14 protein-coding genes are annotated in these 15,580 nt (G+C 65.3%); 5 read left to right on the forward strand and 9 right to left on the reverse strand.

Annotated elements, in window-relative coordinates; all coding sequences use genetic code 11:
- Window positions 1-27: 27 nt before the first annotated feature.
- Both BMX07_RS06985 and BMX07_RS06990 read right to left on the reverse strand, forming a co-directional pair.
- Window positions 28-1,239, reverse strand: a complete 1,212-nt coding sequence (locus BMX07_RS06985; RefSeq protein ID WP_090615885.1) for a TIGR04347 family pseudo-SAM/SPASM protein — start codon at window positions 1,237-1,239, stop codon at window positions 28-30.
- Entirely contained in the window at window positions 1,236-1,604 is a 369-nt protein-coding gene (locus tag BMX07_RS06990) for an Htur_1727 family rSAM-partnered candidate RiPP (protein WP_090615888.1), read from the reverse strand. Before BMX07_RS06990 ends, BMX07_RS06985 begins: the two co-directional genes overlap by 4 nt.
- Window positions 1,605-1,751: 147 nt before the next feature.
- On the opposite strand from BMX07_RS06990, the gene BMX07_RS06995 reads away from it, so the two are divergent.
- From BMX07_RS06995 to BMX07_RS23670, 3 genes are all read left to right on the forward strand, one after another.
- Window positions 1,752-2,885, forward strand: coding sequence for a TIGR04053 family radical SAM/SPASM domain-containing protein (locus BMX07_RS06995; protein WP_090615892.1), 1,134 nt, complete (start codon window positions 1,752-1,754; stop codon window positions 2,883-2,885).
- Between the two features lie 155 nt (window positions 2,886-3,040).
- Entirely contained in the window at window positions 3,041-3,457 is a 417-nt protein-coding gene (locus BMX07_RS25770; protein ID WP_449289579.1) for a DUF7386 family protein, read from the forward strand.
- Window positions 3,409-3,708 (forward strand): hypothetical protein, encoded by a 300-nt coding sequence (locus BMX07_RS23670; RefSeq protein WP_175480074.1) that lies wholly within the window; start codon window positions 3,409-3,411, stop codon window positions 3,706-3,708. The genes BMX07_RS25770 and BMX07_RS23670 overlap by 49 nt, the downstream gene beginning before the upstream one ends.
- A gap of 304 nt (window positions 3,709-4,012) precedes the next feature.
- Here BMX07_RS23670 and BMX07_RS07005 read toward each other — a convergent pair whose 3' ends face one another.
- Window positions 4,013-5,848: an acetyl-CoA carboxylase biotin carboxylase subunit gene (locus BMX07_RS07005; protein WP_090615896.1), complete on the reverse strand. Its 1,836-nt coding sequence runs from the start codon at window positions 5,846-5,848 to the stop codon at window positions 4,013-4,015.
- A 310-nt stretch (window positions 5,849-6,158) separates the two neighbouring features.
- Between BMX07_RS07005 and BMX07_RS07010 the strand changes: the two genes are divergently transcribed.
- Window positions 6,159-7,307: an SPFH domain-containing protein gene (locus BMX07_RS07010; RefSeq protein WP_090615900.1), complete on the forward strand. Its 1,149-nt coding sequence runs from the start codon at window positions 6,159-6,161 to the stop codon at window positions 7,305-7,307.
- 601 nt (window positions 7,308-7,908) lie between these two features.
- On the opposite strand, the gene BMX07_RS07020 is transcribed toward BMX07_RS07010, so the two are convergent.
- Both BMX07_RS07020 and BMX07_RS07025 read right to left on the reverse strand, forming a co-directional pair.
- A complete protein-coding gene (locus tag BMX07_RS07020; RefSeq protein WP_090615908.1) occupies window positions 7,909-8,259 on the reverse strand; it encodes a DUF8022 family protein in 351 nt (116 codons plus the stop codon).
- Window positions 8,260-8,263: 4 nt separating this feature from the next.
- Window positions 8,264-9,808 carry an acyl-CoA carboxylase subunit beta gene (locus tag BMX07_RS07025; RefSeq protein WP_090617189.1) on the reverse strand — a complete coding sequence of 515 codons (1,545 nt, stop codon included), beginning with the start codon at window positions 9,806-9,808 and terminating at the stop codon, window positions 8,264-8,266.
- Window positions 9,809-10,045: 237 nt separating this feature from the next.
- On the opposite strand from BMX07_RS07025, the gene BMX07_RS07030 reads away from it, so the two are divergent.
- Window positions 10,046-11,275: an ABC transporter substrate-binding protein gene (locus tag BMX07_RS07030; RefSeq protein WP_394328389.1), complete on the forward strand. Its 1,230-nt coding sequence runs from the start codon at window positions 10,046-10,048 to the stop codon at window positions 11,273-11,275.
- A 133-nt stretch (window positions 11,276-11,408) separates the two neighbouring features.
- Here BMX07_RS07030 and BMX07_RS07035 read toward each other — a convergent pair whose 3' ends face one another.
- The 4 genes from BMX07_RS07035 to BMX07_RS07050 are packed head-to-tail and all read right to left on the reverse strand — an operon-like array spanning window position 11,409 to window position 15,304.
- Window positions 11,409-12,113, reverse strand: a complete 705-nt coding sequence (locus tag BMX07_RS07035; protein WP_090615917.1) for an ABC transporter ATP-binding protein — start codon at window positions 12,111-12,113, stop codon at window positions 11,409-11,411.
- The gene (locus tag BMX07_RS07040; RefSeq protein WP_090615921.1) at window positions 12,113-12,958 is read right to left on the reverse strand and encodes an ABC transporter ATP-binding protein; all 846 of its coding nucleotides are present in this window, start codon (window positions 12,956-12,958) and stop codon (window positions 12,113-12,115) included. The genes BMX07_RS07035 and BMX07_RS07040 overlap by 1 nt, the downstream gene beginning before the upstream one ends.
- Window positions 12,951-14,276, reverse strand: a complete 1,326-nt coding sequence (locus BMX07_RS07045) for a branched-chain amino acid ABC transporter permease (RefSeq protein WP_090615926.1) — start codon at window positions 14,274-14,276, stop codon at window positions 12,951-12,953. The genes BMX07_RS07040 and BMX07_RS07045 overlap by 8 nt, the downstream gene beginning before the upstream one ends.
- On the reverse strand, window positions 14,273-15,304 hold the full coding sequence (locus tag BMX07_RS07050; RefSeq protein ID WP_394328382.1) for a branched-chain amino acid ABC transporter permease: 1,032 nt from the start codon (window positions 15,302-15,304) through the stop codon (window positions 14,273-14,275). Before BMX07_RS07050 ends, BMX07_RS07045 begins: the two co-directional genes overlap by 4 nt.
- Between the last annotated feature and the right edge of the window lie 276 nt (window positions 15,305-15,580).

The raw sequence follows: 15,580 nt of genomic DNA on the forward strand, positions 1-15,580 counted from the left end.
GAGCGCCCGCGAAACGGGGGCGCGGTCTCAGTCGGCGACACCGCCGACGGGCGGCCCATCGCCGTGAACCTCCTCGTCGCGGAGATAACACTGCGGATCGGGCGCGAACAGGTCGCCGGTCGTCGCCAGCGCTCGCAGCCGCGACGCGCCGCGACAGATCGACCGATACTGGCAGTCGGCGCACTTGCCGTTCAGACGGTCCTCGCGGTTCCGGAGCGCCTCGAGCAGCGGGTTCGACTCGTCGTCCCAGATTTCGCCGAACGGACGGTCCCGAACGTTGCCCAGACTGTATCCCTGCCAGAACTGCGTCGGGTGGACGTTGCCCTGGTAGTCGACGTCGGCGATCCGCTCGCCCGTCGGGTCCCCGCCGTTTCGCTCGAGGTACTCGTACACCGCCCGTGCTTTCCCCGCACCGAATTTCTCGCGCGCGTACTCCACGAGGAAGGCCGCGTCGGCATAGTTGCCGACCAGCAGGGTCTCGATCTCCTCGCCCCGGTCGTGATACTCGAGTGTGAGATCCGCCAGTCGCTCGACCGCCTCGCGCTTCTCGCGAGGCGTGAGATCGGCGTCGACGATCTCGGCCCCGCGACCGCCGTAATCGAGGTGGTAGAAACAGAACCTGTCGAGCCCCCTGTCGACGAGCAGCTCGACGACCCCCTCGAGATCGGGCGCGTTCGCCTCGGTAATCGTGTACCGCAGGCCGGTCTTGAGGCCGGCCTCGAGGCAGTTCTCGATGCCGCGGACGGCGGCGTCGAACGCGCCGTCTTCGCCCCGAAACCGGTCGTTTCGCTCCGGGAGACCGTCGACCGAAATCCCGGCGTACTGGAGCCCGGCGTCGCGGAGCGCGTCGGCCTTCTCGCGGGTGAGCAGGGTCCCGTTCGAGGACAGCACGGGCCTGAGTCCTCGGTCGGCGGCGTATCCGACGAGTTCGACCAGATCGTCGCGCACGAGCGGCTCGCCACCGGAGAAGAGGACGACGGGTGCGCCGTAGTCGGCGAGCTGGTCGAGGAACGACTTCGCCTCGGCGGTCGTGAACTCGCCGGTCGCGGGCTGGGTCTCGGCGCCGGCGTAGCAGTGCGAGCAGTAGAGGTTACAGCGGCGGGTCGTGTTCCAGACGACGACCGGCCGCTGCTGTTTCTCCTCGGTTATCTGTGGCTTGTCCGACCCGTCGGCGGCATCGTAGCGCAGGCCGTCGCCCTCGGCGTCGAGATCGCAGAGCAGCTTGCTGATGGAGATCACAGGCTGTTCACCTCGGAGACGCCGGCGGTTTCCTTGTAGACGCGCGGTTCCTCGCTCTCGGCGTCGTCGCCGTCGCGATCGTCTTCGTCGTCGCCGGCGTCGTCGGCCCGCTCCGCCGCGTCGTTCGCGAGCCCCCGCGTCGAGTACCGTTCGACCGCCGCTGCCGGACAGAGCCAGACGTCGACGGCGTACCAGCCGAACAGCCGGGACGCGTGTTCGTGTGCCTCCGTTCCGTTCGCGGCGGCGACGCTGCCGACGTGGTGCATCGGATCGTCCGCCTCGGCGCGGACGAAGACCTCCCACTGCCGCGTCGGGTTCCCTCGATCGTCGCTCTCGACGGGTGACCGGCGTGCTTTCTCGACCATATCGACACCTTCGAGACGGGACCGAAGGCCGTTCCGCGACCTCCCAGCGCGCGGGAATACCTCGCCGATCGGTCGAACATCTTCCCGTCTTCCCGCCCGACGGGAACGAGAGCCGCGTTTTCGGTCGTCCGATGCCCAGCCTCGAGCATGCGCCCCGGCGATCTCGACACGTCCGAGCGACCGTTCGTCCTCATCTGGGAGCTCACGCAGGCCTGTGGGCTCGCCTGCGATCACTGTCGGGCAGACGCTCAACCCCGACGGCACCCCGACGAGCTCTCGACCGCCGAGGGGAAGGCGCTGCTCGAGGACGCTGCGAAGTTCGGCGACGGGCAGCTGGTCGTGCTCTCCGGCGGCGATCCGCTCGTCCGCGACGACGTCGCGGAGCTGATCGCCCACGGCGACGACCTCGGGTTGCGGATGACGATCACGCCCAGCGGCACGGGCTCGCTGACCGCCGCTCGGATCCGGGAAATGGCCGACGCGGGGCTCAAGCGAATGGCCGTCAGCCTCGACGGTGGCTCACCGACCGCTCACGACACCTTCCGCGGCGAGGCAGGCAGTTTCGACGAAACGATCCGTGCCGTCGAGGACGCTCGAGCGGCGGGACTCCCCGTTCAGGTCAACACGACGGTCTGTCGGGAGACGGTCGACGAACTCCCCGCGATCCGCGACCTGCTGACCGAGATCGGGGCCGTCATGTGGAGCGTCTTCTTTCTCGTCCCCGTCGGCCGCGGACGACTCCTCGAGCCGGTCGGGCCGGAGCGGGCCGACGCGGTGATGGAGTGGCTCCACGAGGTGAGCGAAACGGAGCCGTTCGGCGTCAAGACCACCGAGGCCCCGCAGTACCGACGGGTCGCGATGCAGCGACGGGCGGGCGCAGCCGGTACCGACGACGGATCGCCGGGCCCGGGTGCCGGCATCGAGCGCCGGACCGGCATCGTCGCGGGTGACGGCTTCGCGTTCGTCAGCCACACCGGCGAGGTGTTCCCCTCCGGGTTCTTGCCGGAGTCGGCCGGCAACGTCCGCGATCGGCCGGTCACGGAACGCTATCGGGAATCACCACTGTTCCGGTCGCTGCGCGACCGCGACAACCTCTCGGGCAAGTGCGGTGCCTGCCCCTATCGGCACGTCTGCGGCGGGAGTCGGTCGCGCGCGTTCGCCCACACCGGCGACCCGCTCGCGAGCGATCCGCTCTGCCCGTTCGTTCCCGAAGGGTACGAGGGCCCCCTTCCCTGGGACGACGGCGACGGCGAGCCCCGCGGCGTCTCGAGCGGGGACTGACTGCCGACTGGCCGGTCCGAATCGGCGGTTCGCAGCCGAATCCGGACGATCGACACGGCCCCGGACGCCGCGAACGGTGGCTCGGTGGAGCCGCCGCAACGATACGGGGCTCGTCCCGACCGCTCGCGGTCGAGCGCACGCGACACCGGGGTGGGATGAGCATCGGATCGACGGCCAGCCTTCGCCGGTCGCGTCTTCGAGGACGACCGTCCGGCGAGTACCCTGCTCGCCGCCGTCTTTTTCATGGACCGTTTCGACGTGAGGTCGTAGCCGGCCGACTCCGCCCCCCACGCCGTCGCGAAGCCCAGCGCGAGCAGGCCAGCGAGATCGTGCGAGATGGGCCCGACGGCGAGCCGCCGACGTCGGACGTGATCGACGCGGTCCTCACTCACCTGATCGAGAGCGAACAACACAGCCAGGTGGCGCGCGACGAGCATCACCCGAACGTCATCCAGTCGATCGCGAATACGTCCGTCATCGGCCTTCGATATCGGACGAGAATCGAAAGCCGCTGGCGACAATTGTGTTCGAGGTATTCACCCCAGATTCGATCTGGGAAAACTACCTTTTGACTATACTCGCCCATACTCACCAGAAGAGGTACGTTGTTCCATTCGTAACAGTATATGTGGAAGAAAACAACGCCGGAGCGTTTGAAACCATATTCTATCTGGGTATTGCAGGTATCGTATTATTCGAAGCTATTTTCGGATTCCCGTACAAAACAGTAGTTTTCATGTTCATCGGGGCTGTTATGGTTATTTTTGCCGTATACAAAATCACACGCGACAAGAATTCAGAAGCGGCACAAAATAGGGCATAATATTCCAGATTGTCATTCTATATCGTGCTAGTGTCGATGATTGGCGAAACTAACGCATAAATTTCCCGACTATTTATATATTGGTAATTAGAAGGAAAGCAGAAGCGAAAATAATCCTTCAGATTACAGTGTCCAGCTGCCCGTCAGTTCCCGTCGCCCGCTCGCAGAGTGCAGGGCCTCGAGCCGGCGGCGCGTGCAGGTACACCGTGACCCGAGACCGCCGTCGGCGTTGTGCCGAATGCGTTCGCGGCCGCGACCGGGGCTCCGACTGCGAGCCGCCGGTGGCGACTGCGATCGGTCGCCGTTACTCGAGGACGACCAGCGTGTCGCCCATGTCGACGCTGTCGCCTTCCTCGACGGCGATCTGGGTGACCGTCCCGCCGCGGGACGCCACGATGTCGTTTTCCATCTTCATGGCCTCGAGGACGACTAACACGTCGCCGCTGGCCACGTCGTCGCCCTCCTCGACCTCGATACCGAGGATCGTCCCCTGCATCTCGGCGTCGACGGTCTCGCCCTCGCCCTCGAGTTCCGCACCACCGTCGCTACTGGAGCCGCCGGACGGCTCCGGTCGGCTCGCCTGTCCGCCGGCGTCGACGTTCCCGGTCGGGATGGCGGGCGCACCGTGTTCCTCGAGTTCGACTTCGAAGCGCTTGCCGTTGACCTCGACGGTGAACTCGCGCTCGACAGACTCCTCGTCGTCGCCGGCACCGCCGTTGCCGACGTCGCCGCCCCACTGTTCCTGGGCCTCCTCGATGCGGCTCTCGTCGAGTTCCTCGTCGAGGTACTTCGTGGTGTGCGTGCTCCGGACGAACTCCTCGTCGGTAAGCATCAGCCGGTGGAACGGGATGATCGTCGGGATGCCCCCGATCTCGTACTCGCGGAGAGCGCGCAGCGAGCGCTCGATACACTCGTCGCGGTCCTCGCCCCAGACGACGAGCTTCGCGATCATCGAGTCGTAGTCGGTGACGAGGTCGTCGCCCTGTCGGAGGGCGTCGTCCAGGCGGACGCCGACGCCGCCCGGCGGGTCGTACGTCTCGAGCGTCCCGCCGGTCGCGGGCGCGAAGTCGTCGGCCGCGTTCTCGGCGTTGATCCGGAACTCCATCGCGTGGCCGTCGATGTCGACGTCGTCCTGATCGAAGTCGATCTCCTCGCCGGCGGCGATCCGGATCTGCCGTTTGACGATGTCGATACCGGTGATCTCCTCGGTGACCGTGTGTTCGACCTGGATCCGCGTGTTGACCTCGAGGAAGAAGAAGTTCGCGTCGGGGCCCAGCGGGCCGTCGCGTCCGGGCTCTTCCTCGACGAGGAACTCGACGGTTCCGGCGTTGGTGTAGTCGGCGGCGGCGACGCCCCGACGGGCGGCCTCGCCGATTTTCTCGCGGAGTTCGTCGGTCAGCGCGGCGGACGGCCCCTCCTCGATGACCTTCTGGTGGCGGCGCTGGAGCGAACAGTCGCGCTCGCCGAGGTGGCGCACGTTCCCGTGCTCGTCGGCGACGATCTGGACTTCGATGTGTCGGGGCTGCTCGAGGTAGCGCTCGAGATAGACGGAGTCGTTGTCGAAGTAGGCCTCGCCCTCGCGCTTGGCGCTCTCGAGTTGTTCCTCGACCTCACTCTCGTCCCAGACGACCTTCATCCCGCGGCCGCCGCCGCCGCCTTCGGCCTTGATGGCGATGGGGTAGCCGTACTCCTCGCCGAACGCTGTGACCTCCGCCGGGTCGGTGACGGGGTCGGTCGTTCCGGGGACGATCGGGACGTCGGCCTCGTTCATGATCGTGCGGGCCTTGGTCTTCTCGCCGAGGGACTCCATCGCGTCGCTGGACGGGCCGATCCAGGTGATCCCCTCCGCCTTCTCGACCTTGCTCGCGAACTCGGCGTTCTCCGCGAGGAAGCCGTAGCCGGGGTGGATGGCGTCGGCGTCGGCCTTCCGCGCGGCCTCGATGACGGCCTCGTGATCGAGGTAGGAGTCTGCCGCGCGCGCCGGTCCCACGTTGTACGCCTCGTCGGCGTAGCGCACATGCCCCGAATCCGAATCGGCCTCGGAGTAGACGGCGACGGTCCCGATGTTCAACTCTTCACACGCCCGCATGACTCGCACGGCGATTTCCCCGCGGTTCGCCACGAGAACCTTCCTGAACATTCCTGTGGGAAACGTCGGCAGGGCCCTACCTTACTTTTTCGCAACTGATTCGACAACGCGACAGGTATTGCCAGCTTCACAAGGCGAAGCCGCCGATAGCAGCGGGTCGGTCACCCTGACCCCGAGCGCGGGGGACGATCGACGGTACCGAACCGACGGAGCGCACGAGCGCGGGGCCGCGAACGTGCCACGCGGCTGCCGCCGTCTCGACCCAGACGTGGACTCGCGTTCCCCGGGTCGAACCGTCATCTATCGTGACCCATGCTAGTTATGGACAACTGTTATCCGGTCCGAACCCCTGATACACACGATGTACGAGTTTACACACGGTCCACTACAGACGCAATCGGTGCTCGAGGATCCGCTGGTACTCGTCGGGCTCGCGGGACTCCTCCTCGTCGTGATCACGGTCTGGCAGATGATCGAGATCGTCGACGCCTACGACAGGGCCGCGCTGACCGTCTTCGGCGAATACCGGAAGCTGCTCAAGCCCGGACTGAACATCGTGCCGCCGTTCGTCTCGCGGATATACACGTTCGACATGCGAACGCAGACGCTGGACGTCCCCCAGCAGGAAGCGATCACCCGCGACAACTCGCCGGTGACCGCCGACGCCGTCGTCTACATCCGCGTGATGAACGCCAAACGCGCGTTCCTCGAGGTCGACGACTACCAGCGGGCGGTCTCGAACCTCGCACAGACGACGCTGCGCGCCGTGATCGGCGACATGGAACTCGACGATACGCTGAGCCGGCGCGAGATGATCAACGAGCGAATCCGCACCGAACTCGACGAACCCACCGACGAGTGGGGGATCCGCGTCGAGAGCGTCGAGGTCCGCGAGGTCACGCCGTCCGCGGGCGTCAAGGGCGCGATGGAGGAACAGACCTCCGCCGAGCGCCGCCGTCGAGCGATGATCCTCGAGGCGCAGGGCGAACGCCGCAGCGCCGTCGAGAAGGCAGAGGGTGACAAGCAGTCGAACATCATCCGCGCCCAGGGTGAAAAGCAGAGCCAGATCCTCGAATCACAGGGTGACGCCATTTCGACCGTCCTGCGTGCGCGCTCCGCCGAATCGATGGGCGAACGCGCCGTCATCGACAAGGGCATGGAGACGCTCGCGGAGATCGGACAGGGCGAGTCGACGACGTTCGTCCTCCCGCAGGAACTCTCGTCGCTGGTCGGCCGCTACGGGAAGCACCTCTCCGGCAGCGACGTGAAAGGCAACGGGGCGGAACTCGACAGCCTCGAGTTCGACGAGGAGACGCGCGAACTGATCGGACTGGACGACATCGCCGACATCATCGGCGAGATCGACGAGCAAGCCGAGATGGACGTCGAAGCGATGGAAGAGCAGGCTCGGGCGATCAAAGAAGGCCAGGACGTCGGAATGGAGGCCGAAAATCCGATCACCATGTCGGGCTCTGATGACGAATCGGAACCGGACGCTGACGCGGAGTAGGCGTGGCCCTCGGGTGGGAATCCCCCGTCGTCAGTCGTCACTGCTCGAATTCATCCGTTCTTCGATCTCGTCGCGGCCCTCCTCGAGCCACGCCGGTTCGGTCGGTTCGACGGCCGTGATCTCCTGTGTGAACTCCTCCGTGACGAATCGCCGATCGCCGTCGGCCGTCAGCTCGCCCTCGAGCGCGTAGGCCGTCAGATGGCCGTCCTCGGCGAGCGTGAGCGTGAACGAGACGTTCTCGTAGTGCCCGAGCTTTCCGCGTGGCCCTCGAGGCGATACCGCTCGTCCGACTCGTTCTCGACGGTCACGGTCTCGACTTCGTCGTAGGCCTCTTCCAGCGGAATGGGCGGAGCAGGTTCGATGGCTCGCGTCGAACCCGGCGTGTACGTGACCGTTCCGGACTCGTTCGTTCGAACGATCGGCAGTTCGGTGTCGATCCAGTGACCGTGGGTTATCGTTTCGGCAGCTCCGAGGGAGCTGGTTCTCTCGACGCGTGCGGGTGATCCGCTCGGCGCACTCGAACGATCTTCCCGGTGGCGTCACTATCGGTGGAACGGACGTCGCGATCGGGCTGCGCCAGAAACGTTGTTTTCGACCGTCGTCAGAACTGTTTCGTCCGTCCCGCGGCCGACCACGGGTCGGTCGGTGCATCACGCGGAACACGGACGGTCCGGTGTTGCTGTGCGCGAACGCGGCCCGCGAAGGCCCATCGCTTGTCGTCCCACGTCTCCTCGCCCTCGGCCGCCGCCGCGGCAGCCGCGAGCGCCCGATCGTGGAGGTGCGCGCCGACGGCGGCCGCGATCGCTGCGGCCTCCTCGTCGTCCGCGTCGTCCGGCAGGTCGAGGGTGACGTCCCCGGGCAGGACCGCCTCGAGTTCCGACGACTCGTCGGTGGCGGCGGTCTCGTCGGCCGACGGCGTCGCGCCGTCGGCGGTGGTCTGTCGTGAGGTCATCTGACTACAGCGGGATGTTGCCGTGTTTCTTGTCCGGGTTCTGTTCGCGCTTGGACTCGAGCATCTCGAGGTCGGCGATCAGTCGCGGCCGGGTTTCGGTTGGAACGATGACGTCGTCGAGGAAGCCCTTGTCGGTAGCGGTGTAGGGGTTGGCGAACTCCTCGCGGTACTCGTCGATGAGTTCGTCGCGGAGTTCGTCGGGGTTGTCCGCCTCCTGGAGTTCCTCGCGGTAGAGGATGTTGACCGCGCCCTGCGGACCCATGACGGCGATTTCGGCGGTCGGCCAGGCGTAGTTGACGTCCGCGCCGAGGTTCTTCGAGGCCATGACGCAGTACGCGCCGCCGTAGGCCTTCCGGGTGATGACGGTCAGCAGCGGGACGGTCGCCTCGGCGTAGGCGTAGAGCAGTTTCGCACCGTGGCGGATGATCCCGCGGTGTTCCTGATCGGTCCCGGGCATGTAGCCGGGGACGTCGACGAAGGTGACGATGGGGATGTTGAACGAGTCACAGAAGCGGACGAACCGCGAGGCCTTCATCGAGGCGTCGACCGTCAGCGTCCCGGCGTTGACTCGCGGCTGGTTGGCGACGAGACCGACCGATCGCCCGTCCAGGCGACCGAAGCCGACGACGATGTTCTGGGCGAAGTTGTCCGCCACTTCGAAGAACGAGCCCTCGTCGACGACGCTATCGATGACGTTCGTCATGTCGTAGGGCTTCTGCGGGCTCGGCGGGACGATGTCGGTGAGCGCCTCGTCGCGGCGGTCGGGGTCGTCCCACGGTTCGACGCGCGGCGGGTCCTCGACGTTGTTCTGGGGAAGATAGGAGAGGAGCCGCTTGATGTCGTCGAGCGCCTGCTCTTCGCTCTCGCAGGCGAACTGGGCGACGCCGGTCTTGTTGGCGTGGGTCATCGCGCCGCCGAGTTCCTCGTGGGTGACCTCCTCACCGGTGACGGTCTTGGTGACGCCGGGACCGGTGATGTACATGTGGCTCGTGTCCTTGACCATGAAGATGAAGTCGGTGATCGCCGGCGAGTAGACGGCACCGCCGGCACACGGTCCCATCGTCGCGGAGATCTGGGGGATGACGCCGCTGGCCTCCTGATTCCGGCGGAAGATCTCGGTGTAGCCGGCGAGGCTCTTGACGCCCTCCTGAATGCGAGCCCCCGCGGAGTCGTTGAGCCCGATGACGGGCGCGCCGACCTCCATCGCCATGTCCATGACCTTGCAGACCTTCTCGGCGAAGACCTCCCCGAGCGAGCCGCCGAAGACGGTGAAGTCGTGGGCGAAGACGAAGGTGGTTCGCCCGTTGACCTCGCCGTAGCCCGTGACGACGCCGTCGCCGGGAATTTTCTTCTCCTCCATTCCGAACTGGCTCGTCTGGTGGGTCCGGAGCTGGTCGAACTCCGTGAAGGACCCGTCGTCGAGGAAGTAATCGATCCGCTCGCGGGCGGTCATCTTCCCCTTGTCGTGTTGTTTCTCGATCCGCGCTTCCCCGCCGCCGTTCCGCGCTTCCTCGCGGAGCTCCTCGAGTTCCTCGATGCGATCCTCCATCGTCATAGGGAAACCCTCCCGTGCCAACTCATTGCCCGAGGCAACGGTCACCTGCATAAAAAGCGTTCTGTAACTCGTATTATTTCCCATGAGGGTTTGAGTGTTCACACATAGCACGGAAATGTAATCGAACGAATGATTGTTTGCTGGTTCCCCCGCAAACCCTCCGCGTTCCGGATAGGAACTGTATTTGCGATTCACCAAAGAGTCTTATATTAGAAATTACCTTGTAACGCCATAGCAATGGGATTTGATCGACGACACGTACTAAAGGGGCTGGGTGCTGCAGGTATCGCTAGCGTTGCTGGATGTATCGGTGACGGGGTCGGCGGCGGGGGCGATGCCGACGCGATGGTGGGCGTCCTCCAGCCGGTTACGGGCGACCTGGGGAACCTCGGCGCGCCGATCCGGGACGCGGCGATCCTGCCCGGGACGCAACTCGAGGACAGCGACTTCACGATCGACATTCGCGAAGAGGACACGGAGTCACAGCCGGACGCCGGTGTGAGCGGTGCGAAGGCGCTCGTCAACGCCGGTTATCCGGCGATCACCGGTGCGGCGTCCTCGCAGGTGACGATCACGGTCGCGGAGGACACGCTGATTCCCAACCAGGTCGTGGGGATCTCCCCGGCGAGTACCGCGCCGACGATCACCAACCTCGAGGACGACGACTTCCTCTTCAGGACCTGTCCCAGCGACGCCCTGCAGGGCGAAGTCATGGCGAACGTCGCGTACGAAGAGCGCGGGCTCGAGTCCGCAGCATCGTTCTACCTGAACAACGACTACGGACAACAGCTCTCGGACTCGTTCGTCACCGCCTTCGAAGAGCTCGGCGGGACGGTCTCGAACACCGTCTCGTTCGAGGCGGAACAGCCGTCGTACACGTCCGCGCTCGAGAGCGCGCTGGCGGACGATCCGGACATGATGATCGTCATCGGCTACCCGGCAAGCGGCGAACAGATCTTCCGGGACTACTACTCCGACTTCGACAGCGGGCAGACGATCATGGTGACCGACGGCCTCCGCGACGGCGACCTCCCCGGCAACGTCGACAATTCGATGGACAACGTCGTCGGGACGGCCCCGCTGGCCGCCGGTCCCGAACAGGACGCGTTCACGGAGCTCTTCCAGGAAGAGTACGGCGACGACCCCGGCGTGTTCACCGCGCAGGCCTACGACGCCACGGCCGTCAACATCCTCGCGAGCATCGCCGCCGGCGAGACGGACGGGCCCGCGATCCGCGACAGCCTCCGTGACGTCGCGAACCCCGACGGCGAGGAGGTCGGCCCGAGTAACCTCGAGGAGGCCGTTCAGCTGGTCGACGACGGCGAGTCGGTCAACTACCAGGGCGCCTCGAGCAGCGTCAATTTCGACGACAACGGTGACATGCAGGCGGTCACCTACGAAATCTTCCAGTTCGGCGACGGCGGCGTCGAGACGGTCGAAGAGATCGATTTCGAAGCCTGATCGGTCCGGCTCGCGATTACCCAATTTTTTCGAGAGACGAAGCGAGAAGAGCCATCGGTACCGCGAGAACGCGGCCCGACCGAAACTCGCACGATCCGCGGCCGGTCCGTGTCGGCGCGGCCGAACGGCCGCGCTATCCGCCGAGGAAGTCCTGTCGAACCTGCTCGTCGGCCAGCAGCGCGTCGCCGCTGTCGACGTACCTGTTCCGCCCCTGGACGAGAACGTACCCCCGGTCACACCGGCGCAACGCCTCTTTGGCGTTCTGCTCGACGAGCAGGATCGCCGTCCCGTCGTCGTTGATCTCGTCGATCCGGTCGAACATGTCGTCGACCAGATCGGGCGCGAGCCCGGCGCTCGGTTCGTCGAGCATGAGGAGGTCGGGATCGAGCATCAGCGCCCGCCCCATCGCGAGCATCTGCTGTTGCCCGCCGCTCATCGTCCCCGCTTTCTGGGACTTGCGCTCCTCGAGAATGGGGAATCGGTCGTAGATCCCCCGCAACCGATCCTCGGGAAGGTCGTCGAGAATGTAGGCCCCCATCTCGAGGTTCTCTTTGACCGATAGCGACGCGAAGACGTTGTCGTTCTGCGGGACGTAGCCGATCCCCGTCGCGATGATATCCTCGGGGCGGGAGGAGCTGATCTCCGCACCGTCGAACTCGATCGAGCCGCCCATGTAGCTTGTCAGCCCGAAGATCGACTTCATGACCGTCGATTTCCCCGCCCCGTTCGGACCGACGATCGTGACGTACTCGCCGCCGTCGACGGTCATGTCGACGCCCTCGAGGATCTGCAGGTCGCCGTATCCCGCGTCGAGATCCGAAACCTCGAGCAGTCCCATCAGACGTCACCCCCGAGGTAGGCCTCGACGACCGCCTCGTCGGCCTTGATGTCCTCGGCCGTCCCTTCGGCGAGAACCGATCCCTGATGCATGACGATGACGTGTTCGCAGTGATTCATGATGACATCCATATCGTGTTCGACCAGGAGGAAGGTGTAGCCCTGCTCCTGCAGTTCGTGCACGTGCTCCAGGAGCTTCTTCTCGAGCGACGGGTTGACTCCAGCCATCGGCTCGTCCAACAGCAGCATCTCCGGCTCGGTCAGCAATGCCCTCGCGAGATCGAGCAGTTTCCGCTGGCCGCCCGAGAGGTTGCCGGCGTACTCGTGGGCGAGGTGGTCGATCTCGAAGAACTCGAGCATCTCCCAGGCGCGGTCGCGCGTCACCGCCTCCTGTTCGACGACCTCGCGTCTGGCGATCGGCATGACAGAGCGCCACAGCGACTCCCCGAGCTGCGCTTTCGGCGCGAGCATCATGTTCTCGAGAACGGTCATCTCGGGGAACTCGCGGGCGATCTGGAACGTACGGACGAGTCCGCGGTTGGCGATCTGGTGGGGTTCCCGGCCGGTGATCTCGTCGCCGTCGAAGACGACGGACCCCGCGTCGGGGGTGTGAACGCCGGTGATGCAGTTGAACGTCGTGGACTTCCCGGCCCCGTTCGGCCCGATCAGTCCCGTAATCGTCCCGCGTTCGACCGCGAAGCTCGCGCCGTCGACGGCGGTGATGCCGCCGAAGTGTTTCTCGAGCTCGCGGATCTCGAGGATGGACGAGTCGGTCGATCGGCTGGTCGGTTCGGCGGTGGCCTCGCCGCCGTCAGCGGGGCGGGACTCCGTATCGACGTCACTCATCGGTCTCACCTCCGTTGGTTGCGGCGGGTCGGCGTGAGAGGTCGGTCGCGGCTGCGATCTCTTTTCGATGGCCGAGCAGGCCGTCGGGGCGTCGGATCATGAGGACGATGAGGACGAGTCCGATGAAGATGTATCGTATCTCGTCGAGACTGCCGATGGCGTACCCGAGCAGCGGCAGGGGGTCGCCCGAGGCCAGCGGGACGAACGCGTCGTAGATGGTCGGCGGTGCGCGGACGTCGACGAGCGCTCGGACGATCGTTCGGAGGAATCGAGGGCCCTGATAGAGGAACGCGGCGAACGCGAAGCCGCCGACGATGCTGCCGGTGTTCGAGCCCGAGCCGCCGACGATGAGTGCGACGAAGATGTAGAACGTCACGATCGGCATGAAGCTGTTCGGGCTGATCTGGGTTCGGCTTCCCTGCCAGAGGATGCCGGCGAGCCCCATCAGCGCACAGCCGAGCATGAAGACCTTGATCTTCGTGCGGTTCGTGTCCTTGCCGAGCGAGCGGGCTGCGAGTTCGTCCTCGCGGATCGCCTTGAGGATGCGACCGAACGGGGAGTACGCGATCCGGGTCAACAGCACGTAGAAGGCGACGACGAACGCGATCAAGATGAGCGTGTAGACGCCGTTTCTGATAATTGACGGCTGGATTCCGAGGAGTTCCGCGGATTCGAACAAGACGGCTCCGAGCGTCGTCGGGTCGCCAGTTCGGTCAGCGCCGACGTACAGCAAGTAATCGGCGACGACGTCGGTCGACGGGGCGCGGATCCCGCTGCCACCGCCGGTTCCGAGGGCGTAGCCGGCGATCTCGAACTCCTGAAGCGATCGCGAGAGCAGGGCGCGACGAATGATCTCGGAGAGGCCGAGCGTGACGATCGCGAAGTAGTCCGCTCGTACCCGCAGGGCCGGCAGGGCCGCGACGAAGCCGACCAGCGAGGCGGCGATCATGCCGCCCACGACGCCGACGATCAGGGGGAGTCCCAGCCCGGGCGGTGAGCCGTCCGGAGCGGCGGTCAGCATCCCCATCGTGTACGCGCCGACGGCCATGAAGCCGGCGACGCCGATGTTGAACAGGCCGGTGTATCCCCAGTGGAGGTTCAACGCGAGCGCGGCGAGCGCGTAGACGGCGGCGAAAAACGTGATCTGCTGGAGCTGCCCGACGATCAGGTTGGTGCTGACGCCGAACACGATCCCGATGACGATGAACAGGGCGTACGTCGCCAGCACGACCCCGCCGATCAGTAGCAGGTCGACCGCCCACTGTGGCAGTCCCAGCTCGGACACGCGGTCGGATAGCCGCTCTTCGAGCGCGGTCATGCCGTCTCCACCCCGCTAAACAGCCCGTCGGGCCGGAATATCAGGACGACGATCATCAGCGTGAACGCTGCGATCTCGTTCATGTCCGACGGAATCCAGACCAGCGAGAGATTGATGGTGATGCCGATGACGAGCGATCCCGCGATTGCCCCGTAGATCGACCCGATGCCGCCGAGGATGACGGCCGCGAAGATCAGGAGCAGGAGGAACCAGCCGAGATTGATCGAGACCTGGCCGCGATCGAGGACGATGAGATAGCCGGCGGCACCGGCCAGGCCGGCCCCGATCACCCAGGTCGCGAAGATCACGCGTTCGGTCGGGATGCCCGTGATGAGCGCGAGGTCCTTGTTGTCGGACATCGCGCGCATGGACTTGCCGAGTTTCGTGTACTGCAAGAGCAGGTGAATGCCGAGCATCAACGAGACCGCCGAGACGACCAGCGTCAGCTGATGGAGGTCGACGCCGCCAGGTGACGGTGCCTGGGCCACGACGCCGCGGGTGTCCGTCGTGTAGAACACGGCGAGGAGATATCGTAACGCGAGCGCGACACCGACGCTGGCGATGAGCAGCGCGATACCATCCTCGTCGCGCAACTTCCGGTAGACGAGTCGATCGATCGCGAGCGCGACGAGCACCGTGACGATCACGGCCGCGACGAGTCCGAGAACGATCGCGAGCGGTGCGGCGAGTACGTCCATCCCCACAGCCCCGGGCTGTGCACCGCCGTTCGCTCGAAGCAACAGTCGACTGCTCAGGTCCGCGACGCCGATCCCACCGACGAGGTAGGCGACGGTCCACCCGGAAAACGCGCCGGTCGTGATGAGATCGCCGTGCGAGAAGTTCGCGAACCGAAGAATGCTGTAGGTCATCGAGAGCCCGATCGCCGCGAGACCGATGTACAGCGAGTCGACGATCCCCGCCCAGAGATACGATCCCAACCGCGCGATCGACAGCTCCCCCGTCACGAGCAGGCGGACCAGATCGAGCGCCAAAACGGCGATCCCGAGCAGCAGTACCGCCCCCACCATTTCCTGGGCTGTCGTGTCAGACAGCCTCCCTCTTACGTTACCGGTACTCATACTTGTTCGAGTGTTACACCGGGGGTTGAAATACTTCACGACAAATCGACTGCATTGACGGCGACTAGGGGCGAACCGAGCGACGGGATCTGCGCTCTGTCCGGACGGCAACCGATCGAGTTCGAACCGGCCGTCGTCTTGTTCAGTTTGTATTCATTTATAGAATGACATTCCGGCGAACAGGGTCCGTCTTCAAACTGAATGTTGTCGAGCGATAGAGGAATT

It is taken from the genome of Natrinema salaciae (assembly GCF_900110865.1).
Lineage (GTDB): Archaea > Halobacteriota > Halobacteria > Halobacteriales > Natrialbaceae > Natrinema > Natrinema salaciae.

What these genes read in the sequence shown, in the direction of transcription:
- BMX07_RS06990 (WP_090615888.1), bottom strand. Translation starts at nt 1,604, where the DNA reads ATGGTCGAGAAAGCACGCCGGTCACCCGTCGAGAGCGACGATCGAGGG.
- BMX07_RS06995 (WP_090615892.1), top strand. Translation starts at nt 1,752, where the DNA reads ATGCGCCCCGGCGATCTCGACACGTCCGAGCGACCGTTCGTCCTCATC.
- BMX07_RS25770 (WP_449289579.1), top strand. Translation starts at nt 3,041, where the DNA reads ATGAGCATCGGATCGACGGCCAGCCTTCGCCGGTCGCGTCTTCGAGGA.
- BMX07_RS07005 (WP_090615896.1), bottom strand. Translation starts at nt 5,848, where the DNA reads ATGTTCAGGAAGGTTCTCGTGGCGAACCGCGGGGAAATCGCCGTGCGA.
- BMX07_RS07010 (WP_090615900.1), top strand. Translation starts at nt 6,159, where the DNA reads ATGTACGAGTTTACACACGGTCCACTACAGACGCAATCGGTGCTCGAG.
- BMX07_RS07020 (WP_090615908.1), bottom strand. Translation starts at nt 8,259, where the DNA reads ATGACCTCACGACAGACCACCGCCGACGGCGCGACGCCGTCGGCCGAC.
- BMX07_RS07025 (WP_090617189.1), bottom strand. Translation starts at nt 9,808, where the DNA reads ATGGAGGATCGCATCGAGGAACTCGAGGAGCTCCGCGAGGAAGCGCGG.
- BMX07_RS07035 (WP_090615917.1), bottom strand. Translation starts at nt 12,113, where the DNA reads ATGGGACTGCTCGAGGTTTCGGATCTCGACGCGGGATACGGCGACCTG.
- BMX07_RS07040 (WP_090615921.1), bottom strand. Translation starts at nt 12,958, where the DNA reads ATGAGTGACGTCGATACGGAGTCCCGCCCCGCTGACGGCGGCGAGGCC.
- BMX07_RS07045 (WP_090615926.1), bottom strand. Translation starts at nt 14,276, where the DNA reads ATGACCGCGCTCGAAGAGCGGCTATCCGACCGCGTGTCCGAGCTGGGA.
- BMX07_RS07050 (WP_394328382.1), bottom strand. Translation starts at nt 15,304, where the DNA reads ATGGTGGGGGCGGTACTGCTGCTCGGGATCGCCGTTTTGGCGCTCGAT.